Raw genomic sequence first — 21,962 nt, forward strand, 5'->3', positions numbered from 1 at the left:
CTGCTGCGCGGCGCGCCTTGCGACCTGCGAGGTGCGCTGTGCTCTGGCACAGCTGCGCTTCTCGGCCACAATGCACTGCCGCTCGCGACGGTTTTGTGAGTGTTCTATACGGCAGGTAAGAAACGGCGGCCTGGCCGCCGTGTTTCGTTAAGGTTCAAAAATATCATGTTGAAAAGTGCGCTCTTGAGCAAGTTCCGCTGGATGGCCGGCGCTGCGCTGCTGCTGGCGACCGCCGCCAGCCACGCCGTCGATTTCAAAACGGTGGGCGCCGCTCCCGTGATCCTGTACGACGCGCCGTCCGCCAAGGGCGGCAAGCTGTACGTGGCGCCGCGCGGCATGCCGCTGGAAGTCGTGCTCAGCTACGGCGAATGGGTCAAGGTCCGCGACGCCAGCGGCGAGATGGCCTGGACCGAAGCCAAGGGCCTGTCCGCCAAGCGCAACGTCGTGGCGCGCGCCGCGAACCTCAAGGTTCGCGCCAGCCCCGACGACAACGCCTCCCCCATCCTCCTCGTCGACAAGGGCGTGCTGCTGGAAATGAGCGAGCAGCCGAGCTCCGGCTGGGTCAAGGTGCGCCACAAGGATGGCCAGAGCGGCTACGTCAAGACCAGCGAAGTGTGGGGCTTGTAAGTACCAGCACCGCCAGATTCATCCGGGCAGCGGCCAGTCGCGCCGCGCCCCTCCCCTGCCAGACTGAGGTCGCATGCACGTTTCCCCTGAAAATACTCCCGATACCGCCGCCAAGGCTGGCCCGCGCCCGATTACCGTGCTGGGCGCCGGCGCCTGGGGCACGGCCGTGGCCATGGCCCTGGCCGGCCGCCACGACGTGCTGCTGTGGGGCCGCAACGGCGACGCCATGGCCGCCATGGCCGCCAGCGGCGAAAACAGCTATCTGCCAGGTTTTGCCTTGCCGCCGCAATTGCGCATCAGCGCCGATTTCGACGCGGCCGTCGCGCATGCCGGCGGCGAACACGGCCTCTTGATCGCCGCCTGCCCCGTGGCGGGTCTGCGGCCCATGCTGCAGCAGCTGAAAGACAAGACCATCGGCAACCTGGTGTGGCTCTGTAAAGGATTTGAGGGCGGCACGGGCATGCTGCCGCACCAGATCGTGCAGGAAGTGCTGGGCGACACGGTCGCCGGCGGCGCCCTGTCCGGTCCCTCGTTCGCACAGGAAGTGGCACGCGGCTTGCCGTGCGCGCTGACCATCGCCTCGCACAATGCCGCCTTGCGCGGCGCCGTCGTCTCGGCCTTGCATGGCGGCACCATCCGCGTGTATGCGAGCGAAGACCTGGTGGGCGTGGAAGTGGGCGGCGCCGTCAAGAATGTGCTGGCGATCGCCACGGGCGTGGCCGACGGCCTGGGCCTGGGCCTGAATGCGCGCGCCGCGCTGATCACGCGGGGCCTGGCGGAAATCACGCGCCTGGGCACGGCCCTGGGTGGCCAGACGGAAACGTTCATGGGCTTGACGGGCATCGGCGATTTGATTCTGACCTGCACGGGCGACCTGTCGCGCAACCGCCGCGTCGGCCTGGGCCTGGCGCAAGGCAAGGCGCTGGCCACCATCGTGGCCGAACTCGGTCATGTGGCTGAAGGCGTGCCGTGCGCCAAGGCCGTGCGCGAATTGGCGCGCCGCATGGGTGTCGACATGCCGATCACCAATGCGGTGGCCGGCGTGCTGTTCGATGGCGATTTGCCGCAGGTGATGGTGCAGCAACTGCTGTCGCGCGATCCGCGCGATGAAGCCACCTGAAAGCGTGGCAAGGCGGGGCTTAGCGGCCCGCCTTGTGCATGAGTATGGTCAGCAGCAATAAACTGTCTTCGCGCGCGGCCAAAGCGTGCGCCTGGCCGCCGTGCAGATACAGCATCTGCCCCGGCCCCAGCAGTTGCTCGCGGCCATGCGCATCGACCGCCACCTGCCCTTGCAAACACAGCAAGGTGATCTCGCCGAGCACGTGATGCTCGGGCATGGTCTTGCCCTTGGGCATGCACATGCGGATCAATTCCAGTTCGTCCGTCTTGGCCAGCGCGATGGCGGAAAACTGCGACAGGTCGTCGCCGTCCCTGCGCCGCACCTCGATCACCTGTCCTGAACTTGCGTGTTCCAGTGCCATCATGTGCTCCTTCCGCAATTACTCGGTGACTTCCTCCGGCTCTTTCGCGCCGCGCATCCACTCGACCAGCGGCCACGCATCCTTCAAGCCTTCCGCCAGCGTCGGCAGCAGTTTCTCGGGTTCGTTCACGGGCAGCGGTATTTCGGTCCAGACAAAAAAGCTCTTCAGCTTGATGAATTCGATGTGTTCGGCATCCGCCTCGAAGCCCTTGGGCGGACGCTGCAGCTTGCCCTCGTTCTGGATGGTGCCGAAACGGGCTTTCAAGCGCTTATTTTTCAGCACTTTGGAAAAACCTGGCGCGTCGTTGACCATGTGGTCGCGCAGCGCCTTCAGGCGGCCCGGCGGCGGCATGTATTCGCCAGCGCCGAACAGCAAATTACCGTGGCCATCGATCTGCAGATAATACGTGGGCCCGCCCGCCTTGCTGGGACGGCGCATGTCGTTCGGCGCGATGGCGGCGGAAAAACGCGTTTTATACGGGCTCTTGTCGTGGGCAAAGCGCACGTCGCGGTTGATGCGGAACATGGCCTTCTTCGGATTGCAGTATTTCACGGCCGGGTCGAACTTGCCCAGCTCGCCGATCAGCGACGTCACCAAGGCGAGGAATTCCTCGCGCAGGATGTCGTAGCGGGGCTTGTTCATGACAAACCAGGGACGGTTGTTGTTATCGCTCAGTTCACGTAAAAATTGGGTCAAATCACGCACATGCATGTGTCAGCTTCCGATCAGCAACTATTTGGAAAGCTCTTTCGGGAGGGGGCGTTTGCCTACCACCACGTCGAGCGCCGCTTCGCGATTCTTGCGCAGCACCGTCATTTTAGCTTTTCCGCCGGGCGGCAGTTGGGCGATCAGGTTGAGCATTTCCGTCGTGTCGCCCACGGGCTTGCCTTCCACCGTCAGCAGGATGTCGCCGGGAACGATGCCCGCCTTGTCCGCCGGGCCGTTGCGCACCACGCCGGCGATGATGGCGCCGCTGGTGCGCTGCAAGTTGAAGCTTTGCGCCAGCTCGGGCGTGATGTCCTGCGTTTCCACGCCGATCCAGCCGCGCACTACGTGGCCATCCTTGATGATGGCTTCCATCACGGTTTTCGCCGTCGAGACGGGAATGGCGAAGCCGATGCCGACGGAGCCGCCGCTTTGCGAGTAAATCGCCGTATTGATGCCGATCAAGTTGCCGCGCGTATCGACGAGGGCGCCGCCCGAATTGCCGAAGTTGATCGCCGCATCCGTCTGGATGAAGTTTTCAAAACTGTTGATGTGCAGGTTGTTGCGGCCCAATGCGGAAATGATGCCCATGGTCACCGTCTGGCCCACGCCGAACGGGTTGCCGATGGCCAGCACCACATCGCCCACGCGCGCCAGTTCCGACTGGCCCAGCACGATGACGGGCAGCTTGTCGAGATTGATCTTGATCACGGCCAGGTCCGTTTCCGGATCCAGGCCCACCACCTTGGCGGGCGCCTTGCGGCCATCGGTGAGCACCACTTCGATTTCGTCGGCGCCTTCGACCACGTGGTTGTTGGTCAGCACATAGCCTTCATGGCTGACGATGACGCCCGAACCGAGGCTGTTTTTCAAGTCGTCGTCATCGTCGGCGTCCGGGTCGCGGTCGCCGAAGAAACGTTTGAAGAAGGGGTCGCGCGCCAGCGGATGGGCGCCGCGCTTGGGGACTTGCAGGGTGAGGATGTTGACGACGGCGGGCATGGCGCGCGCCGCCGCGTCGCGGTAGGAACCGGGCGCCAGGCTGCTCGACGCCGTTTCCACCACGGGCACCGGTTTCGCGGGAGAGCCCAGTTGCTGTACCCGGCTGGCCGGGCGCAGCGCGCCGTACACAAAGTACAGCGCCAACGCGATCGTCACGGTTTGCGCAAACAATAACCAGAATCGTCGCATAGCACTCCACCCAGGTCAGCCGGCCGGTGCCGGAACGACTTATTTTGCCAGATCGTTGCTATTCTGTCCGTTCTTCTGCAGGGAGTCGCGGATTTCACGCAGCAGGACGATGTCTTCCGGCGTGGCCGGTGGGGCTGCCGGCGCGACCGGTTCGCTGCGGCGGGCCTTGTTCATCAGGCGCACCATCTGGAAGATGATGAAAGCCAGAATGACGAAGTTGAGCAAAATGGTGAGGAAATTACCATAGGCCAGCACGGCGCCCGCCTTTTTCGCTTCCACCAGGGTCAGGGTGGTGGCCTGGCCATTCAGGGGCAGATAGTAATTGGCGAAATCGAGGCCGCCGAAAATGCGGCCGATGGGCGGCATGATCACGTCTTGCACCAGGGAATCGACAATCTTGCCGAAGGCGCCACCGATAATGACACCGACCGCCAGATCGACGACGTTACCCTTCATTGCAAATTCTTTAAATTCTTGCATCATTGCCATGAATTTCTCCTTCGGATATGTATAAAAAACATGCCGATCATACTATTGATTCCCGGTGCCACCAACTTGTGGTTGTCAGCAGGACCAATTCCGGCACAGCCGCGCGCATCTAGTTCGAAAGAACTAGCCACCTCCTGCAAAAGTATATAAATTATGGTACAAGCAACGTTTTTGTTTTATTCGTTGTTTGCTTCACTTATAATTTGCGGTTGCCAGTAGCGGCTTTTTCGCTGCCGGATAATCAACAAGAAACTGGCACGGGCTGCGCCATTGGCCGAAGTTCCGCAGGGATGTTGCCACTTTACCGTACAAAGATGCGGGTTGCGGCAATCAGTGGGAAAGAGCTTCGGCGACGGTTTTTTCGCGGCCGCCACTCATAATAAAGATTCGCATTTTGACTGATTGGGGTTTGCATGAGTAACGAAAAGCAGGTCGATTCAGGCCGTCGCGGCTTGCTCGTCGCCACGTGCGCGGCGGGCAGTGTAGTTGGATTGGCAACCGCGGGAGCCTTGGTAAGCACCTTCCAGCCGTCGGAGCGCGCAAAAGCGGCCGGCGCGCCCGTCGAAGTAGACATCACCACCTTGCAACCCGGCGAAATGCGCACCGTCGAATGGCGCGGCAAGCCGGTCTGGATTCTGAAGCGCACGCCGGAAATGATCGAGTCCCTGAAAAAGACCGACGGCAAAGTCGCCGATGCCAATTCCCAACGCAATCCCGCCGAATTCACGCCGCCGTACTGCATGAATGAAGCACGCTCGATCAAGCCTGAAATTCTCGTCGCCGTCGGCATCTGCACCCACCTGGGCTGCTCCCCTTCCTCGAAATTTACCCCCGGCCCGCAACCGTCGCTGCCCGATGACTGGGAAGGCGGCTTCCTGTGCCCTTGCCACGGCTCCACCTTCGACATGGCAGGCCGCGTGTTCAAGAACAAGCCGGCGCCGGACAACCTGCAAGTGCCGCGCCATATGTACCTGAGCGACACCAAATTGCTGATAGGTAAAGACGAGAAAGGCGAGGCTTGATCATGGCTGCTTTCAAAGAAACGAAATTCCCGGCGGATGCTCCCGCCGCCGAAAAAGCGCTGGGCTGGGTCGATGACCGCTTTCCCCTGACCAAGCTGTGGAACGATCAATGGGGCAAGTACTACGCCCCGAAAAACTTCAATTTCTGGTACATCTTCGGCTCGCTGGCCATGCTGGTGCTGGTGCTGCAGATCGTCACCGGCATCTTCCTGACCATGCACTACAAACCGGATGCGGCCCTGGCCTTCAATTCCGTCGAGTACATCATGCGCGAAGTGCCGTGGGGCTGGCTGGTGCGCTACATGCACTCGACGGGCGCCTCCGCCTTCTTCATCATCGTCTACCTGCACATGACGCGCGGCCTGCTGTACGGCTCGTACCGCAAGCCACGTGAACTGATCTGGCTGTTCGGTTTCGCCATCTTCCTGTGCCTGATGGCCGAAGCGTTCTTCGGCTACCTGCTGCCATGGGGCCAGATGTCGTACTGGGGCGCACAAGTGATCGTCAACCTGTTTGGCGCCATCCCCCTGATCGGACCGGACCTGTCGCTGTGGATCCGCGGCGACTACGTCGTCTCCGACGCCACCCTGAACCGCTTCTTCGCCTTCCACGTGATCGCCATCCCGCTCGTACTGCTGGGCTTGGTTGCAGCGCACTTGATCGCCCTGCATGAAGTCGGCTCGAGCAATCCGGACGGCATCGAAGTGAAGGAAAACCTGGGCGCCGATGGCCACCCGCTCGATTCGATTCCATCGCATCCGTACTACACCGTGCATGACCTGTTCGGCGTGTCGATCTTCCTCGTCATCTTCAGCGCCGTCGTGTTCTTCGCGCCGGAAATGGGCGGTTACTTCCTGGAATACAACAACTTCCTGCCAGGCGACTCGCTGAAGACCCCGCTGCACATCGCGCCAACCTGGTATTTCACGCCGTTCTACTCGGTGCTGCGCGCCACCACGGCCGACTTCATGTACGTGCTGATGGGTGTCGTGGCCGCCTACGTGGTGTTCATCTGGCTCAAGTCGCGCCTGTCGACGAAGGTCAAGTCCGCCATCGCCGTGATCTCGCTCGTCGCCATCGTCGGCATGCTGCCGCAGGTGCTGGACGCGAAATTCTGGGGCGTGGTGTTCTTCGGCGGTTCCGTCGTGATCTTGGCCTTCCTGCCATGGCTCGACCACTCGCCCGTGAAATCGATCCGCTACCGTCCGACCTGGCACAAATACATCTATGCCATCTTCGGCCTGTCGTTCCTGATCCTGGGCTACCTCGGTACCCAGGCACCAACGGATACGAAAACCATCGTCTCGCAAGTGTGCACCCTGATTTACTTCAGCTTTTTCCTGCTGATGCCATGGTGGAGTGCAATGGGCAAGTTCAAGACCGTGCCGTCGCGTGTGACGTTTCACCCGCACTAAGCCGCTCTCACGCCACGCTCAAAGGACATACATCATATGAAGATTGCAAAAAAACTGCTCGCCATCCTGGCCCTCGTGCCCGCCATGGCCCTCGCCAGCGAAGGCGGCTTTCCGCTGGACAAGGCACCTGACCGCCAGACCAACATGGCAGCGCTGCAACATGGCGCCAAATTGTTCGTCAATTATTGCTTGAATTGCCACGCCGCCGTGTCGATGCGCTACAACCGCCTGCGCGACCTGGGCTTGACGGAAGACCAGATCAAGCAGAATCTGTTGTTCTCAGGCGATAAAGTCGGCGACTTGATGACGACCAGCCTGGCGCCGCAGGACGCCAAGGCTTTCTTTGGCGTCGTACCGCCGGATTTGTCGGTAATTTCGCGCGCGAAATCATCTTCCGCTGGCACAGGCGGCGACTACCTGTATACTTACCTGCGTACGTTCTATAAAGACGACACTCGTCCGACCGGCTGGAACAACATGGTCGTGCCGAATGTTGCCATGCCGCATGTATTATGGGAATTGCAAGGTGTCCAGACTGCCAAGTTCGTGGAAGAGAATGATCCCCACGAAGCTGGCAAGAAGATCCACAAATTTGCCGGCTTCGAGCAGGTCAAGCCAGGTACGTTGAACAAGATCGAGTATGACAATGCGGTAGCCGACCTGGTCGGCTACATGGAGTGGATGGCCGAACCGGCACAGCAAACACGCAAGCGCCTGGGCGTTTGGGTGCTGCTGTTCCTGTCGGTATTTGCTCTGCTGGCATGGCGCCTTAACGCGTCGTTCTGGAAGGAAGTCAAATAAGTGAGGCGCCGGCCGCAGGCCGGCTGGTGCCTGTTTCTGCGTTGTCCGCATGAGTGGACAAGCGACCTGGGGTGAGCCGTTCGCGGCTTCACCCCCTTTGTTTCTAAGGAACTATAAAAAATGATGGTTCTCTATTCGGGTACAACCTGCCCATTTTCGCAACGCTGCCGCCTGGTCCTGTTTGAAAAAGGCATGGACTTCGAAGTGCGCGACGTCGACCTGTTCAACAAACCGGAAGATATTTCGACCATGAACCCGTATGGCCAGGTGCCTATCCTGGTCGAACGCGAACTGATCCTGTATGAATCGAACATCATCAACGAGTACATCGATGAGCGCTTCCCGCATCCGCAACTGATGCCGGCCGATCCGCTGATGCGTGCCCGCGCGCGCCTGATGCTGTTCAACTTCGAAAAAGAACTGTTCGTGCACGTGCACGTGCTGGAAAGCGAACGCGCCAAGAGCAACGACAAGGCCCACGACAAGGCACGCGCGGAAATTCGCGACCGCCTGACGACCCTGGCGCCGCTGTTCCTGAAAAACAAGTACATGCTGGGCGACGAATTCTCGATGCTCGACGTGGCTGTCGCGCCGCTGCTGTGGCGCCTGGACCACTACGGCATCGAACTGTCGAAGACGGCTGCACCGCTGATGAAATACGCCGAACGCATCTTCTCGCGTCCTGCGTACATCGAAGCGCTGACGCCTTCGGAAAAGGTCATGCGCCGCTAAAAGATATCCCCATAAAGCTACTGCGCAGCCCGCTCTCGACTTGGCGTTACTCGCCGTACTCAAGTACGGCTGCGTTACTGAAGCCGATATCGGGCTTGCTCGCTACGCTTTCTGGGGCATCTTGGGCCAGCTGTCATTCTTGGTTCTTGTATTGATAGTTGTTCCATCGTTTCATTGAACTACCGGTGCGCCCGCCTCATGCCGACGGGGGCGCTCCCGCCTCACCGTGCCTACCATGTCTGAAATCTCAACCAAACCTTATATGCTGCGCGCCATCTACGAGTGGTGCACCGACAGCGGCTACACGCCATATCTCGCGGTCAAAGTCGATTCGCGCACCACGGTACCGATGGAATACGTGAAAAAGGGCGAAATCGTGCTCAACATCAGCTTCGGCGCCACCAGCGGCCTGAAGATGGACAACGACGCCATCCGCTTCCACGCCCGCTTTGGCGGCGTCTCGCGCGAAATCTACGTACCGGTCGACAACGTGATGGCCATCTACGCCAACGAAAACGGCCAGGGCATGGCCTTCGAGCCCGTGCTGGGCAACGATGACCCGGACGCGCAACCGACGGACAGCCCGGCATCCGCCGACGTCCCGCCGCCAGTGCTCGCCCCCGCCGCCAGCGGTCCCACCCTGTCGTCCGTGCCCACCGGTTCCCCCGAACAACGCGATGCTGCCACGCCAGGCGACGACGAGCCACCAAAAAAAGGCGGCCGCCCGACCCTGACACGCATTAAATAGCGTATAATTCGCAACGCGCAGTTTTTGCCGACTTAGCTCATTTGGTAGAGCAGTTGATTTGTAATCATCAGGTGGCCAGTTCGAAACCGGCAGTCGGCACCAGAATTCAGTAGTAAATCAAAGGGTTACCCGCTTCGGCTGGTAGCCCTTTTTTCTTTTCTCCCTTCTGCGAACCACTCCCGTGGCGCATTGCTGCACCGCGCCATGACGTCCGGCACATTTAGGCGCAAGATGAGCACGTGCTTGCGTAAAGCAGGCTCCCGATGTCTGGCTTGCCTACCTGGGGGGAACATCATGTCCGCACACACTTACAAGCTGATCGAGCTGGTTGGCACGTCGACGGAGAGCAGCGATCAGGCGATACGCGATGCCATTGCCAAGGCGGCGCTGACGGTCAAGCACATGGACTGGTATGAAGTGACCGATTCGCGCGGGCATATCGTCGATGGCAAGGTGGCGCACTTCCAGGTCACGCTCAAGGTCGGCTTCCGGCTCGAATAAAGCCATGCGGCATGGGTGGCGCCGGCGTGCCTGCTGCGGCGCCTTGCCCTACCTTGCCCTCTCACTATCGCCTGGCGGCAGACCTGCCCTCCAGCCACTCCCTGCCGCCGTTGTCCAGCGCGGTGTCAATGACCTTGTCCGACAAGCTGTAGACAGTCGCCCAGCTGGCGCGGCCATCCTGCGTGTTGGCGGGAAAGCTGTGGGTTTCAATCGGCCAGTGGTATTTGCGTTTCAAGGCCTTGACGATGGCGGCCAGCGAGACGCGGCCTTGCAGCGGTTCGGCGCCGGACTGGTCGCGGTTCGACAGCAGCACGGCCAGGACCTGGCCGCGGCCCGTGCGCGCGCCGGGGAAGGTGGGGGTTTTGTTTGCCATGGCCTATTTTACCGGGCAATGATCGGGCGAGAGGCGATGTGCCGCACCTTTGATATGCCGCAAACGCCGCACCGGCGTTGCAGCCACCATGAACATTTCGCCAGGCGTGCCAGCGCCCCTCTGGCTGCCTGGGCCGATTATCATGGGGCGCAGGAGCCTATCATGCACAGCCTGAACATCCACGCCATGCAATGGCAGCCCGTAGCCGATATTTCCGCCGTCAATCCACTGCTGCCCGACGATCTGGCCTGCTTTCGCGAATTGCGCGACGTGCTGCAACGCTATGGTGCACTCGACCGTTTCGGCATTTCCCTGATCCACCGCCATTTCGACATCGCCGACGACGAAGAGCTGATGGAATACACGGATGTGGAAGCGCGCACCTTGACGGTGAAACCTGTCAAGAAAAGCGACATCGACTGGAATCACACGACGATTACCAACTGGAAATTGACGGAAGACGAGGAAGTGGCGCGCATCGGTTGCGGTTGCGCACGCAATTCCGGTGGGCACCTGGGCTATCACCGCGGTACCTGAGGCTGGCCGCCGCTGCCCGCCAAGCGGCGTCGGCCTTTCTTACACTTCGCCCTATCCAGCTCAGTTCGCTTTGCGCAAGTGTTTGATTCAATGTGGTTTTTTTGTGTGGCATGCAAGCTGCTTATCTGTGTCTACGAGATGAATCCAGGCAAGTCATTCTGGATTCTTTGTCCCCCGGATTTTCCGAGACTGACCACGATAAGAGGCTGCGATGAACGTCGATCACACACGAAACAAGACCCTGGGCTGGCTGGGCGCACTGGCGGCGGCCAGCCTGCTGGCCAGCGGCCAGGCGCAGGCCGGCGCGTACGGCCTGGCCGTCAATGAGTTGAACAATTTCCGCATCACCACCAGCGCCGGCGCGCTGTCGCTGGCCGGCGCCAACCGCAATGCCAGCGACAGCGCTTTTTTCGAAGGCGGCGTGGCCGTCAATCCCCGCGCCGTCAATACGGGCCCGGCCGCCAACGCGGACGTGCTGCAAGTGTGTTCCGGCGGCGGCTGCAACGGCTTGCCGCAGAACCACTACGCGCCCACCACCGCGCTGGAATTCGCGCGCGGCGATGCGCACGCCTTCGGCAACATGCTCAATGGCGGCGCCAGCGTGAGTGCCGTGGCGGAAGCCCAGCGCAACACCATCGGCGCCGCCACGGCCACGGCCGGCGACACGCTGACCGGTTCCGTCAACCTGACCCTGTCGAGCGCCGGCTTCATCACCTTCAGCTTCATGGGACGGCGCGACCTGCGCACCAGCGTGACGACCATGGGCGACAAGTCGAATGTGTCGATCATGGATATCTTCAATATCTCGTGCAACAGTTCCAGCCCCGTCGGCTGCCTGTCGCACGCGAATGCCGATGGCGTGATCTTCCAGTTCGCCCCCGATGGCGACCCGAACAATGGCAGCGACATCAACGGCAACCATGGCGCAGGCAGCCTGGACCCGTTCAGCTTGAACATGACGGCCGGCACCAACGATCCCGCCACCGGACGCGCGTTCACGAACGGCTTCGCGATGTTTTCCCTGACCTCGAATTTCGCCCTGCCCGCCGGCAGCTACACCCTGAACTTTTCCAAGTCCACGCGCACCGACATCGTCGTCATCGATCCGCCGCTAGCCGTACCGGAGCCGGGCACCTTGTTCCTGCTGGGCACGGGACTGGCGGCCCTGGCTGTGACGCGCCGCCGCCGGCCGCAATAATCGACGGCATGAAAAAGCGCGGCGCCTCATGGGCGCCGTTTTTTTGCCTCAGCAGCGGCGTTTTACCCCAGCCGCGCCAGCGCCTGGCGCGCCAGCTGCAATTGCTGCACATAGTAACGGTGCAGCATGGCCGGGTCGCTCAAGTCGCGCCCCAGTATCAGGCGCAGCTCGCTGGCAGGACAGTCGGCAGCCAGGGTCTGCACCTGGGCGCCCAGCTGGCGGGCCAGCCGGCGCGCCGCCTGCTCCTGCGCGGGCCGGTATTCGACGCGCGTGCGCGCCACCTGGTAGCTGCTTTCATTGGCCAGGCGCACCACCTGCACGGCATTGCCGGCCAGGCTGCGCGCCACCGCGGCGGCCAGGCCAGGCACGCCGTTGCCATTCACAATTTCCAGGCGCGGCGGCTGCGCGCCGGCGGCCGCCACCGGCTGTTGCCGCGCGGCGACAGGCAAGCTGCGCACCGCCGCCGGCACGCGCCGCAGCTGGGCCGTGCCATCGCCCTGCGTGATCTCCACGCGCGCCATGGCAGGCGCATCCGGCACTGCCTCGGCTGGCTGAGGCGGCGCCTCGGGCGGCGTGGCGCGCAGCAAGGCCAGGTCGCGCCGCAAGTCGTGCTCCTGCAGGCTGGCCGCCTGGCGCCGCATGACGGCGGCCCGTTCATGCTGGCCCAGCCGTTCCAGCACTTGCGCCAGGTGCAGCCAGGCCAAGGCATTGAGCGGGTCGAGCAGACATGCCTGTTCCAGCGCCGTCAATGCTTGCGCGTCGCGCCCCTTCAGATAATAGGCACGGCCGAGATTGCTGAACAGATAGGCCTGCTGCGGCCGCGCCATGCCCGCTTCCTGCGTCAGCGCCTGCCACTGGGCAATAGCGGCGTCGTGCTCGCCCCGCTGCGCGTGCAGCACGGCCAGGCCGTTGCGCGCGTTCACGTGGCGCGGCGCATGGCGCAGGGCTTGTTCATAGGCCGCCTGCGCGGCGGGCAGGTCGCCCGCGTCAAAATACCGGCGCCCCGCCACGTAGGCGGCATCGGCATCCGGCAACGGCGGCAGCGGCGCATGGGCTGGCGGCGCGGTACAGGCGGCCAGGCCAAGGCAGGCACAGGCGGTGGCCAGGCGGGAGAGCGTCAAGCGCATGGTGACTCCTTTCAGCGGCTGGCCATGGCCGGCACGAGCACGCGATAGACTTCGATCACGGCCGGCCCCATGAGCACCAGCATCAGGGTGGGAAAGACGCAAAAAATCAGAGGGAACAGCAGTTTCAGGGCGATCTTCGCCGCCGCCTCTTCGGCCAGCAGGCTGCGCTTGCTGCGCAGGTTTTCCGAATGCACGCGCAGCGAATCGCCCATGCTCGTGCCGAAGCGTTCCGACTGGATCAACATGGCGACGAGGGTATCGACGTCTTCCACGCCGCTGCGCAGGGCCAGGTTGCGCAGCGCCTTTTCCTTGGAAAAGCCGGCGCGCATTTCCATCAGCACCAGCTGCAATTCCTGCGCCAGCACCACGCTTTTGATGTGGATCTCGCCCGATACCTTCACCAGCGCCCGCTCCAGGCTCAGGCCCGCTTCCACGCACACGGTCAGCAGGTCGAGCGCGTCGGGGATGTTTTCAAAGATGTCGCGCTGGCGCCGCTTGGCCGTGCTGGCCAGCACCAGGTTCGGCAGGTAATAGCCGACGGTGGCGCTCACGCACAGCAGCAACAGCAGCACGCTGCGCAGCTGCGCCGCCATCGCGCTGGCCGCGTACAGCCCCAGCACGGTGGGAAACAGCAGGGCCAGCACGGTTTTCGCCGCAAAGTACAGGGCCGGCGCGCTGGCTTGCCGCCAGCCCGCGTTCATGAAGCGCGTGCGCAGCGGCGAGCGCTCCCAGCCCTCTTCCGGCAGCGACAGCTTGCTGAACGGCTGCGCCACGCGCGCCACGCGCTCCACCCAGCCCGTGTCGGCCACCGCATCGCTGGCCACCGGCGCCGTGGCGCCGAACAGGCGCTGGCGCAAGGTGCCGGGAAAGAAGATCAGCCACGCCAGCAGGGCCAGCGCCACCACCACGGCAAAGACGATCAACAGGAACAGCAGTTGCGGGCCAGTCATGGCGTTTCTCCCTTGGATCGACTGACAAAACATGCAGGGCCAGGCGTGTCGCCGAAGGCAGTACGAAAGTACGACGAGGCGGCGCAACAACGCCATGGAGGTTTTTCAGACGATTCCCTAAATACGGATGCGGATGACCTTGCGCATCCAGACGACACCCAAAGCCACCATGCCGGCCGCGTACCACAGCAGTTTGATGCCGCTGGGGTCCGTCCACAGCAGGCGGATGTATTGCGGATTGACCAGCGCCATGACGCCGATCATCACCACCGGCATCAGTCCCAGCACCCAGGCCGACATGCGCCCCTCGGCCGACAGCACGCGCACCTGCCCCAGCAGTTTCAAGCGGGCGCGGATGATGCGCGCGATGCTGACCAGCACTTCGGCCAGGTTCCCCCCCGATTCGCGCTGCACCAGCACGGCGATGACGAGGTAGCGCAGATCCGTCAGCGGAATGCGCGCGGCCAGGTTTTGCAGCGCTTCGTTCATCGGCACGCCGTAATTGATCTCTTCGTGCGCCATCTTGAATTCACCGCTGATCGGCTCATTGAGTTCATCGCCCACCATTTGCAGCACGTTGGAAAACGAGTGGCCGGCGCGCAGCGCGCGGGCCAGGAAATCGGCCGCTTCCGGCAGTTGCGCCTCGATTTTTTTCAACCGCGCGGCGCGCGCGCGCAGCACGCACAGGCACGGTCCGCTCGCGGCCGTGGACAACAGCAGCAAGGCGCCGGGCAAGGGCATGGACCACGCCGCCAGCAGCAGCAAGGCCGCCAGCAGCAAGGCGCCCGTGCCGCCCAGGAATTGCGCCACCGACCAGGACAAGCCCGACTGCAGCAACAGGTGGTCGAGCTTTGCCGCCTGCGGCGCGCGCCGCAGCAAGCGCTCCAGGCCGGGCGAGCGCGCATAGCGGCGCTGCTTGAGGATGGAAACCCGTTCGCCGCCCGCCTCGCCGCGCGCCGCCATCAGGCGCAAGCGCCGGTTGATGCGCCGCGCCGCGCTGCCGTGCGTGCCCGACCACCACAGCCAGGCGCCCTCCACCATCAGGATGCAGGCAGCGAACAGCAGCACGGCAAAGCCGTAGAACACCAGGTCCATGATGCGCTCCTTACACAGCGAATACATCCGTCGCGAGCGGGCGTGACGCGTGGCCGCCAAGCGCGCCGCACCGTCGGTTTTTCATTCGTAGATGCGGTCGGGGTCGAACACGCTGTCGGGCACGGGCGCGCCGAACATGCGCAGGCGCTCCGTGAAGCGGGGCCGCACGCCCGTGGCGCAAAAGTGGCCCTGCACCTTGCCCCCCGCATCGACGCCCGTCTGCTCGAAGCGGAAGATTTCATGCATGGCGATGATGTCGCCTTCCATGCCCGTCACTTCCTGCAAGCTGACCAGCTTGCGCGCGCCATCCGTCAGGCGCGACACCTGCATCACCACCGTCACGGCCGAACAGATCTGCTGGCGCGTGGCGCGCGGCGTCAGGTTCACGCTGGCCATGCCGACCATGTTTTCCAGCCGCGCCAGCGCATCGCGCGCCGTGTTCGAGTGGATGGTTGCCAGCGACCCTTCATGGCCCGTGTTCATCGCCTGCAGCATGTCGAGCGCCTCGGCGCCGCGCACCTCGCCCAGGATGATGCGGTCGGGCCGCATGCGCAGCGCATTGCGCACCAGCGCGCGCTGGCTCACTTCGCCCTTGCCCTCGATATTCGGCGGACGCGTTTCCAGGCGCACCACATGCGGCTGGCGCAGCGCCAGTTCCGCCGCATCCTCGATAGTGACGATGCGCTCGCTGCCGGGAATGAAGCCGGACAGCACGTTGAGCAGGGTCGTCTTGCCACTGCCCGTGCCGCCCGAGATCAGGATGTTGACCTTGGCCTGGCCCAGCGCCTGCAGCACCTGCACCATGGGCGGCGTCAGGCTTTTGTAGTCGAGCAGATTGGCGATGCTCAAAGGCTGCACGGCAAAGCGCCGGATCGACAGGATGGGACCGTCGACGGCCAGCGGCGGAATGATGGCATTCACGCGCGAGCCGTCCGGCAGGCGCGCGTCGACCATCGGGCTCGATTCGTCGACGCGCCGTCCCACGCGCGAAACGATCTTTTCGATGATCTTCATCAGGTGCGCATTGTCGTGGAAAGTCACGTCCGTCAGCTGCAGCCTTCCGCCCCGCTCCACGTACACCTTGTCGCAGGTATTGACGAGGATATCGGACACGCTGGCGTCGGCCAGCAAGGGCTCCAACGGGCCAAAGCCCAGCATCTCGTGCTGGATGTCGAGCACCAGGCTATGCCGCTCGTGCTGGTTCAGCACGATGCGCTCTTCCTCGATCACGCGCTGCACCAGCAGCGCCAGCTCGTGCTTGAACTGCTCCGCCGTCAGGCGCTTCAAGCGCTCCAGGTCGATACGGTCGAGTATCGTCTGGTGCATGGTTTTTTTCAGTTCCTGGTAGGCATGCAGCGCCAGCGCACCTTGTCCATTGCTGGCGGGGCGCACCGTTTCATTTGCCGCCAGGCGTTCGCGTAAAGTCATCTCGGCTCCCATGATGGCCCCCGGCGGGAGCCTTGTCGTACTCCACCTGCCGCCCCGTCACGCCTCGCTGCGGCTGAACAGGCGGTCGAACAGGCCGCGGCTTTCCGTCACGCGGCGCGCCGTCACCAGTTCCACCAGCTCGGCCAGGCTGCGCGCCACGGCGCTGGTGCGCGACAGCTGCAGCAGCGGGATGCCCTGGTTGACGGAATCGGTGGCGGCCGTGTAATCGTTGGGCACCGTGTGCACCACTTCCGCGCCCAGCGCCTGCTCCAGGTCCGCCAGGCGCAGCCGCCCGCCCTTTTCATAGCGGTTGACGATCAGGCGCAGGCGCTCGCCCGGATAGCCGAGCGAACGGAAGATGTCGAGCAGGCGGCGCCCGTCGCGGATGTCGGGCAGGGCCAGCTGCAGCACCGGGTAGATGGCGTCGGCGTTGTCGAGCGCGCGCAGCGACAGCGCATCGATCTGGCGCCCCACGTCGAGCACGATGTAGTCGTAGTGCTGGCGCGCCACGGCCAGGATGCGGTCCATGTGCTCGGGCTGCATGTCGACCTTGTGCGCAGGATCGTCGGCAGCCGCCAGCACACCGAAATTCGGCGTGATGTGCACCAGACACGAGGCGAGGAAGGCGCCATCCATGCGCGCGATCTGGGCGCAGATATCGGACAGCGTCATGGCCGGCTTCTGGTCCGAGACATACAGGGTGGCGTCGCCGAACTGGCCGTGCAGGTCGATCAGCAGCACCTTGCAACCGGCCAGGCTGGCCAGCGCATACGAAAAATTCGTCGACAGAAAGGTGGCGCCGCTGCCGCCCTTGCACGAGATGAAGGCAAGCACTTTGCCGTCGCGCATCTGCGTCACGCCGGCCTGGATATCGACCCTGTCCATCGCTTCATGAAAAGCCTTGTGCACGAGCGGCAGCTGCAGCACTTCGCGCATGCCGGCGCGCATGGCGCGGATCAGCACATCCTGCTGCTGGCCGCGTGTGAGCAGCATCAGCACGGCCAGCGGATACTGGCGCGCCAGCCGTTCGAACAGGTCGGCATCCTCCGCATCGATGCCGCTGGCGTCGACGATCACCAGCTCGGGCAACTCGGGCAGCATGCGCTCGACGGCGTCGCGCAAGCCGCTGCGCCGCTCCAGCAGGCGCAGCACGGGCATGCGGGCCGCGCCCTGCGCCGCGATTTCATCGTGCAGGCTGGCGTCGCGGGTAATCATCAAGGCTTTCATCACCGCTCCTTCATTCTATGCAAGACATTCGGCTGCGCCAGCGGATCGGCGCTCATGGACAAAAACCGGGATTGTCCGGATAGCCCAGCGACTCGGCCACCGCCATCGTGGCCCCGTTGGGCAAACGCACGGCCCCTGCGCCGGAGGGAAACATCACGCCCAGCAGGGGCAGGATGGGCCGGTACGGCACGCTCTCGCAGCGCGCGCCTTCGCTGGGCACGCACAGGCGCGCACGCACGAAGCGGATGCAGCTGGCGCCATGCGGATCGTCCAGGCAATTGATGCGGTTGCGTTGCGGGCACCCGGGCATCGCCGTCACGGGCACGGCCGCCAGCACGGCGCCGCCGGCCTGCGACAGATAATCGATGCGCACATACGCATCGCTGATGCCGCCGCCCAGCGGCAGCGTGCCCGGTACCGTGCGCAGCACCGCTTGCGTGCGCACGGCCTGTAGGGCGCCGGCATTGCTGAAATCGGTGACGGCGGCGGCGCGCGCGGCGCGCCGGGTGATCTCGTGCACCAGGTTCCACATGTACACGGCGCGCGCCACTTCCAGCATGGCAAACAGGAAGAGGAAGAACAGCAGCGCCAGCATGGCGAACTCGACAGCGAAGACGCCGCCCTGGCGCTGCCGGCGGGGGCGCAGGTTAATTGACATAGCGCAATGTCGCGTTGGCACGCAACGGAATCGGTTCCAGCTGCGGCAGCCACTTGCGCGTCAGCTCGGGCAGGAAATCCACGGGCATGTCCACGGTCACCTTGATGCGCACCTGCAGCGGCGCCGTCGGATAGCTGCCGCAGCTGAAGGACTCGTCGACATACACGCAATCCACGCTGACCCGGGCGGCCTCCATTTGCGGCCAGCTTTCCGCCATCGCATCGACCACCATCTGCCGGGAAAACACGGCGCCCTCGGTGGCCGTGGCGATGCTGCCCATCTGCGGCAGCGGCATGGTCGCCATGTAGCGCGCCGCGTCATGCGCGCTTTTTTGCAGGGCCGTGTACACCAGCAGCGCGCGGCCGAACAGCAGCACGAAGGGCAGCAGTCCCATGAAGAACAGCAGGATCAGCGCCAGCTCGATGGCGGCGACACCGCCCTGGCGGCGCGGCGCGCGGCGGGGCGGCTTCATCGCAGCAGCTCCGCCGGGCCGGCCAGCGATCCCTCGCTGGCCAGGCCCGCGAATTCGGCGCTCAGCACGCCATTGCTGGCAGGCGCCGTCATGAAGAAGCGGCCGATGCCGCGCACCCGGGCCAGCACGTCGCTACCGGCCGGCAAGGGGCAGGCCAGCAGCGCAATGTGCAGCAGGCGCCGCTGCGCCACGCCCGTGTTGCCCGTCGGCGCCGTCTGGTAGGCCAGCGTCAGGTAGGGCGACTTGTCGGTGGGATAGCTGGACTTGGCGGCGGGCGCGGCCGGCGCAGCGGGATACAACTTGGTCCAGTCGCTGGTGGCAAACGGCAGGTAGCCGCCGGCCGGCCTCGGATTGCTGTACCTGGCCGCGCGGGAAAACGACCACAGCGGCCCATAGCTGCCGACGCCGGGCGGTGTCGCGTTCGCTTCCGGATCGGCCACGGACAGCAGCGGGTTGCCGGTACTCAGCGCGCTGGGCGCATCGGGCGTATTCGTCATCCACCAGTTCGCCGCCGCATTCGGATACGCGCGGATGTTCGTGTCGGGCGGCGCCGTGACGGGATGGCAGCCGCTGCCCCCATGCTGGTTGAAGCGCGCATTGAACGCGGTCCACAGCGCGGCGGGAAAAGGCCGGTGCACATGCACCTGGGCGTTGCCGATGTGCGGGTACTGCACCGTGCCGCTGCAGACAAACGGCAGCACGCTCGATTCGCCGACCTGCAGCGGCGAGCCCAGCATGCCGGGCCGGCCCAGGGGATTGAGCACGAAATGCTCGGCTGCCGGGCCGTGCGGATTGAGCTTCAACAGGTTATAGGCCACGCCGCGCCGGAAGCCATATTCCAGCAGCTCGACGGCCGGCAGCAGCGCCGCATTCGTGCGCGGACTGGCTGCACTGGCCGACAGCGCGCAGATGGCCAGCGGCGTCAGGTGCAGGCTGGTCCGTCCCGCCACGGCGCGCGCGCCCGTGTCCAGAGTGCGCAGCGCCGGCGACCAGGCGCCCAGGAACGCCGTCGCCACCCGCCCCAGCGCCGGATCGTTGGCTTGCGTATCGACGCGCACGAACAGCGCCGTGGCAGGATCGGGCACGGCGCCCGCCGCATGCCAGTCGCCGGCGGGCGCGTCGGGCGCGCTGGCGAAGCGGATGCTGGCGTCCGACAGGATGGCGCCCTCCATGCGGCGCCGCCATACGCTGCGGTCGGCCGCACTGCTCTTGGCTTTCGCCACGGCCGCCGCCAGGCCGTCGGGCGTGCCCACCAGCTCCGCGGCCGCCGCCAGCGCCGCGTTGTCGGCCAGGTTCTGCAGTTCCGTCTTGCGGCCGATGACCTGCCCCACGTCCAGCGCCAGGCCGATAAAGCCCAGCACCACGATGAGCAGGATGGAAAAGGCGATCAGCATCGCCCCCCGCTGGCGCCGGCGTCTATTTGCCATTGCCGCCTCCCAGCATGAATTGCACGGGCTGGGGCGCCTGGCCGTTCGGTTCGGCAAACGAGGCGCGGTAGCGCTGCATGACAGCGTGCGCGCTGGGGCCGTCGAGGCCATCGGCCGGGGTGCGATTGGCGGCGCCGGCCGGATCGCGCACCTGCTGCGCCATGGCCACGCGCACGGCATCGCCGAAGCGCCCATCCAGATGCGGCGTGCTGCTGCCGTGCGCGCAGGCGGCCAGCTGCAGCGCCAGCATCGGCGCCGCCAGGCGACGCAGCCATATCAGGAGCGAATTCGGCATGGCGTATCTCCCCGTTTCATTTCAGCTCGAAACCGTTGGCCGCGCGCGGCGGCGGCACGGACGGCGGCGCCGGCCTGCCTTCCATCTTGCCGCCCAACATCAACTCCGTGCGCGACGGGGGCGCCAGCTGCGCCGTCGGCAGCACGGCGTCGGCCGGCAACGGTTTCACCAGGTGCGCGGTAATGACGAACAGCAATTCCGTGCGGTCATGCTGGAAATCCGTGCTGCGAAACAGCGCGCCGAGGATGGGCACTTCACTGAGCCAGGGTACGCCCGTGATGTTGCTCACCTGGTTGTTCTTGATCAAGCCGCCGATGGCGTAGCTTTGGCCGTCGTACAGCTGCACCGTGGTCGAGGCGCGCCGCGTGGTGATCACGGGCAGGATCGAACGGGCGCTGACGCCGGCGGCGGAAATGCCCACCCCCTCGCGCGACAGTTCCGACACTTCCGGCGCCACCTTCAGGTTGATGCGCCCGCCCGACAGCACGGTGGGGGTAAAGCGCAGGCCGACGCCGTACTCGCGCTCTTCCAGGGTGATCTTGTTGTTGTCCTGGCCGACGGGGATGAAAATCTTGCCGCCGGCCAGAAAACTGCCCTCCTGTCCGCTGATCGCCATCACCGTCGGCTCGGCCAGGATGCGCACCAGGCCATCCTGCTTCTGCGCCTCGATGGTCAGCTGCTGGCCATTCGACTTGCGCACGTCGAGCAAGCCGTTGGCCGTGCCGCTGAGGAAATTCGACAGCAAGGTGGTGGCCCAGCTGCCGGACGCGAAGCGCAGGGTGGCGCCCACTTCCAGGCGCTCCAGCAGCGACTTCGACACTTCGGCGATCTGCACGGCCAGCATCACTTGCTGCGGTGCGCTGACGTCGAGCATATTGATGATGCGGCTGTTCGCGCTGTTTGCGCTACCCGCGCCGCCAGCGGGCGCCGCGGCCGCCGCCGGCACGGCAGCGCCATCGGCGGGCTTGGGCAGCGCCAGCGGCGGCGTTGCGCGGCGCACATAGGCGTGCGCCAGCTCGACGGCGCGCAGCACGGCGCCCGCATCCTGCACCGTGCCCGACAGCACCAGGGTATCGGCCACGGCCGTCACGCGGATGGCTTTTTCTTCCGGCATCAGGGCCGCCAGGGTGGCCTGCAAGCCGGCCGGGTCCATGCTGACGCTGACGTTCACCACGCTGCACGTGCCGCTGCGTCCCTGGATGATCATGTTCGTGCTGCCCACGTCGACGCCCACCACATACAAAGTGTCGGGCGCCACCAGCATGGCTTGCAGCACGGCCGGATTGCCCACGCTGCGGGCCAGCACGGCCTCGGGCAGGCGCAGCATGCTCGACTTGCCCACCTGCAGCTGCAAGTTGCCGGGCGAAGCCGCTTCGCCGCCGCAGCGCGGGCCAGGATCGGCGGCCGCGCCGGCAAGCGGCAACAGCAGGCAGCACAGTGTCAGCAGGGCGCGGTTCATGAGCGTG

The 21,962-nt window shown here is 64.4% G+C and carries 25 protein-coding genes and 1 tRNA gene; 11 read left to right on the plus strand and 15 right to left on the minus strand.

What is annotated here, in order from left to right; translation table 11 throughout:
* Positions 1 to 165 precede the first annotated feature (165 nt).
* Together VPH41_RS21680 and VPH41_RS21685 are read left to right on the plus strand one after the other, a co-directional pair.
* The gene (locus VPH41_RS21680) at positions 166 to 627 is read left to right on the plus strand and encodes an SH3 domain-containing protein (protein ID WP_328571455.1); all 462 of its coding nucleotides are present in this window, start codon (positions 166 to 168) and stop codon (positions 625 to 627) included.
* Between the two features lie 73 nt (positions 628 to 700).
* Positions 701 to 1,747, plus strand: coding sequence for an NAD(P)H-dependent glycerol-3-phosphate dehydrogenase (locus VPH41_RS21685; RefSeq protein WP_328571456.1), 1,047 nt, complete (start codon positions 701 to 703; stop codon positions 1,745 to 1,747).
* A 19-nt stretch (positions 1,748 to 1,766) separates the two neighbouring features.
* Here VPH41_RS21685 and VPH41_RS21690 read toward each other — a convergent pair whose 3' ends face one another.
* Genes VPH41_RS21690 through mscL form a run of 4 tightly spaced genes read right to left on the minus strand, consistent with a single transcriptional unit; the run spans position 1,767 to position 4,490 of the window.
* The gene (locus VPH41_RS21690) at positions 1,767 to 2,111 is read right to left on the minus strand and encodes a cupin domain-containing protein (protein WP_328571457.1); all 345 of its coding nucleotides are present in this window, start codon (positions 2,109 to 2,111) and stop codon (positions 1,767 to 1,769) included.
* A gap of 15 nt (positions 2,112 to 2,126) precedes the next feature.
* Positions 2,127 to 2,819, minus strand: a complete 693-nt coding sequence (locus VPH41_RS21695; protein ID WP_328571458.1) for a DUF2461 domain-containing protein — start codon at positions 2,817 to 2,819, stop codon at positions 2,127 to 2,129.
* 21 nt (positions 2,820 to 2,840) lie between these two features.
* Entirely contained in the window at positions 2,841 to 4,001 is a 1,161-nt protein-coding gene (locus tag VPH41_RS21700) for a Do family serine endopeptidase (protein WP_328571459.1), read from the minus strand.
* Between the two features lie 39 nt (positions 4,002 to 4,040).
* Positions 4,041 to 4,490: a large conductance mechanosensitive channel protein MscL gene (gene mscL / locus VPH41_RS21705; protein WP_152281967.1), complete on the minus strand. Its 450-nt coding sequence runs from the start codon at positions 4,488 to 4,490 to the stop codon at positions 4,041 to 4,043.
* 413 nt (positions 4,491 to 4,903) lie between these two features.
* Here mscL and petA point away from each other — a divergent pair, with 413 nt between their 5' ends.
* From petA to VPH41_RS21740, 7 genes are all read left to right on the plus strand, one after another.
* Positions 4,904 to 5,512 carry a ubiquinol-cytochrome c reductase iron-sulfur subunit gene (petA, locus tag VPH41_RS21710; RefSeq protein WP_152281966.1) on the plus strand — a complete coding sequence of 203 codons (609 nt, stop codon included), beginning with the start codon at positions 4,904 to 4,906 and terminating at the stop codon, positions 5,510 to 5,512.
* Between the two features lie 2 nt (positions 5,513 to 5,514).
* A complete protein-coding gene (locus VPH41_RS21715; RefSeq protein ID WP_152281965.1) occupies positions 5,515 to 6,927 on the plus strand; it encodes a cytochrome b in 1,413 nt (470 codons plus the stop codon).
* Between the two features lie 36 nt (positions 6,928 to 6,963).
* The gene (locus tag VPH41_RS21720) at positions 6,964 to 7,728 is read left to right on the plus strand and encodes a cytochrome c1 (RefSeq protein WP_152255482.1); all 765 of its coding nucleotides are present in this window, start codon (positions 6,964 to 6,966) and stop codon (positions 7,726 to 7,728) included.
* A 120-nt stretch (positions 7,729 to 7,848) separates the two neighbouring features.
* Entirely contained in the window at positions 7,849 to 8,460 is a 612-nt protein-coding gene (locus VPH41_RS21725; RefSeq protein ID WP_010394154.1) for a glutathione S-transferase N-terminal domain-containing protein, read from the plus strand.
* Positions 8,461 to 8,695: 235 nt separating this feature from the next.
* Positions 8,696 to 9,208, plus strand: a complete 513-nt coding sequence (locus VPH41_RS21730) for a ClpXP protease specificity-enhancing factor (RefSeq protein ID WP_152255483.1) — start codon at positions 8,696 to 8,698, stop codon at positions 9,206 to 9,208.
* A gap of 26 nt (positions 9,209 to 9,234) precedes the next feature.
* Positions 9,235 to 9,310, plus strand: a tRNA-Thr gene (locus VPH41_RS21735).
* A gap of 192 nt (positions 9,311 to 9,502) precedes the next feature.
* A complete protein-coding gene (locus VPH41_RS21740) occupies positions 9,503 to 9,709 on the plus strand; it encodes a dodecin (protein WP_071325761.1) in 207 nt (68 codons plus the stop codon).
* A 64-nt stretch (positions 9,710 to 9,773) separates the two neighbouring features.
* Here the strand turns inward: VPH41_RS21740 and VPH41_RS21745 are convergent, their stop codons facing one another.
* A complete protein-coding gene (locus VPH41_RS21745; RefSeq protein WP_328571460.1) occupies positions 9,774 to 10,082 on the minus strand; it encodes a hypothetical protein in 309 nt (102 codons plus the stop codon).
* A 162-nt stretch (positions 10,083 to 10,244) separates the two neighbouring features.
* On the opposite strand from VPH41_RS21745, the gene VPH41_RS21750 reads away from it, so the two are divergent.
* Positions 10,245 to 10,619, plus strand: a complete 375-nt coding sequence (locus VPH41_RS21750) for a hypothetical protein (protein WP_152281958.1) — start codon at positions 10,245 to 10,247, stop codon at positions 10,617 to 10,619.
* A gap of 211 nt (positions 10,620 to 10,830) precedes the next feature.
* Positions 10,831 to 11,817 (plus strand): EDSAP-1 family PEP-CTERM protein, encoded by a 987-nt coding sequence (locus VPH41_RS21755; RefSeq protein ID WP_152281957.1) that lies wholly within the window; start codon positions 10,831 to 10,833, stop codon positions 11,815 to 11,817.
* Between the two features lie 62 nt (positions 11,818 to 11,879).
* On the opposite strand, the gene VPH41_RS21760 is transcribed toward VPH41_RS21755, so the two are convergent.
* From VPH41_RS21760 to VPH41_RS21805, 10 genes are all read right to left on the minus strand, one after another.
* Entirely contained in the window at positions 11,880 to 12,944 is a 1,065-nt protein-coding gene (locus VPH41_RS21760; RefSeq protein ID WP_328571461.1) for a tetratricopeptide repeat protein, read from the minus strand.
* Positions 12,945 to 12,955: 11 nt separating this feature from the next.
* Positions 12,956 to 13,894, minus strand: coding sequence for a type II secretion system F family protein (locus tag VPH41_RS21765; protein ID WP_152281955.1), 939 nt, complete (start codon positions 13,892 to 13,894; stop codon positions 12,956 to 12,958).
* A gap of 117 nt (positions 13,895 to 14,011) precedes the next feature.
* A complete protein-coding gene (locus VPH41_RS21770) occupies positions 14,012 to 14,989 on the minus strand; it encodes a type II secretion system F family protein (RefSeq protein WP_152281954.1) in 978 nt (325 codons plus the stop codon).
* Between the two features lie 81 nt (positions 14,990 to 15,070).
* On the minus strand, positions 15,071 to 16,417 hold the full coding sequence (locus VPH41_RS21775; RefSeq protein WP_152255490.1) for a CpaF family protein: 1,347 nt from the start codon (positions 16,415 to 16,417) through the stop codon (positions 15,071 to 15,073).
* 57 nt (positions 16,418 to 16,474) lie between these two features.
* The gene (locus VPH41_RS21780) at positions 16,475 to 17,644 is read right to left on the minus strand and encodes an AAA family ATPase (RefSeq protein ID WP_328571462.1); all 1,170 of its coding nucleotides are present in this window, start codon (positions 17,642 to 17,644) and stop codon (positions 16,475 to 16,477) included.
* A gap of 52 nt (positions 17,645 to 17,696) precedes the next feature.
* Entirely contained in the window at positions 17,697 to 18,302 is a 606-nt protein-coding gene (locus tag VPH41_RS21785; RefSeq protein ID WP_328571463.1) for a TadE/TadG family type IV pilus assembly protein, read from the minus strand.
* Positions 18,292 to 18,774 carry a TadE/TadG family type IV pilus assembly protein gene (locus VPH41_RS21790; RefSeq protein ID WP_287776128.1) on the minus strand — a complete coding sequence of 161 codons (483 nt, stop codon included), beginning with the start codon at positions 18,772 to 18,774 and terminating at the stop codon, positions 18,292 to 18,294. Before VPH41_RS21790 ends, VPH41_RS21785 begins: the two co-directional genes overlap by 11 nt.
* Complete coding sequence (locus VPH41_RS21795) at positions 18,771 to 20,201, minus strand: pilus assembly protein TadG-related protein (RefSeq protein ID WP_328571464.1); 1,431 nt, start codon at positions 20,199 to 20,201, stop codon at positions 18,771 to 18,773. The genes VPH41_RS21790 and VPH41_RS21795 overlap by 4 nt, the downstream gene beginning before the upstream one ends.
* The gene (locus VPH41_RS21800; RefSeq protein WP_328571465.1) at positions 20,191 to 20,496 is read right to left on the minus strand and encodes a hypothetical protein; all 306 of its coding nucleotides are present in this window, start codon (positions 20,494 to 20,496) and stop codon (positions 20,191 to 20,193) included. The genes VPH41_RS21795 and VPH41_RS21800 overlap by 11 nt, the downstream gene beginning before the upstream one ends.
* A gap of 16 nt (positions 20,497 to 20,512) precedes the next feature.
* On the minus strand, positions 20,513 to 21,955 hold the full coding sequence (locus tag VPH41_RS21805; protein WP_328571466.1) for a type II and III secretion system protein family protein: 1,443 nt from the start codon (positions 21,953 to 21,955) through the stop codon (positions 20,513 to 20,515).
* Positions 21,956 to 21,962: the final 7 nt, after the last annotated feature.

This window comes from Janthinobacterium sp. P210006 (genome assembly GCF_036231885.1).
In the GTDB taxonomy this organism is placed as follows: Bacteria; Pseudomonadota; Gammaproteobacteria; order Burkholderiales; family Burkholderiaceae_D; genus Janthinobacterium; species Janthinobacterium violaceinigrum.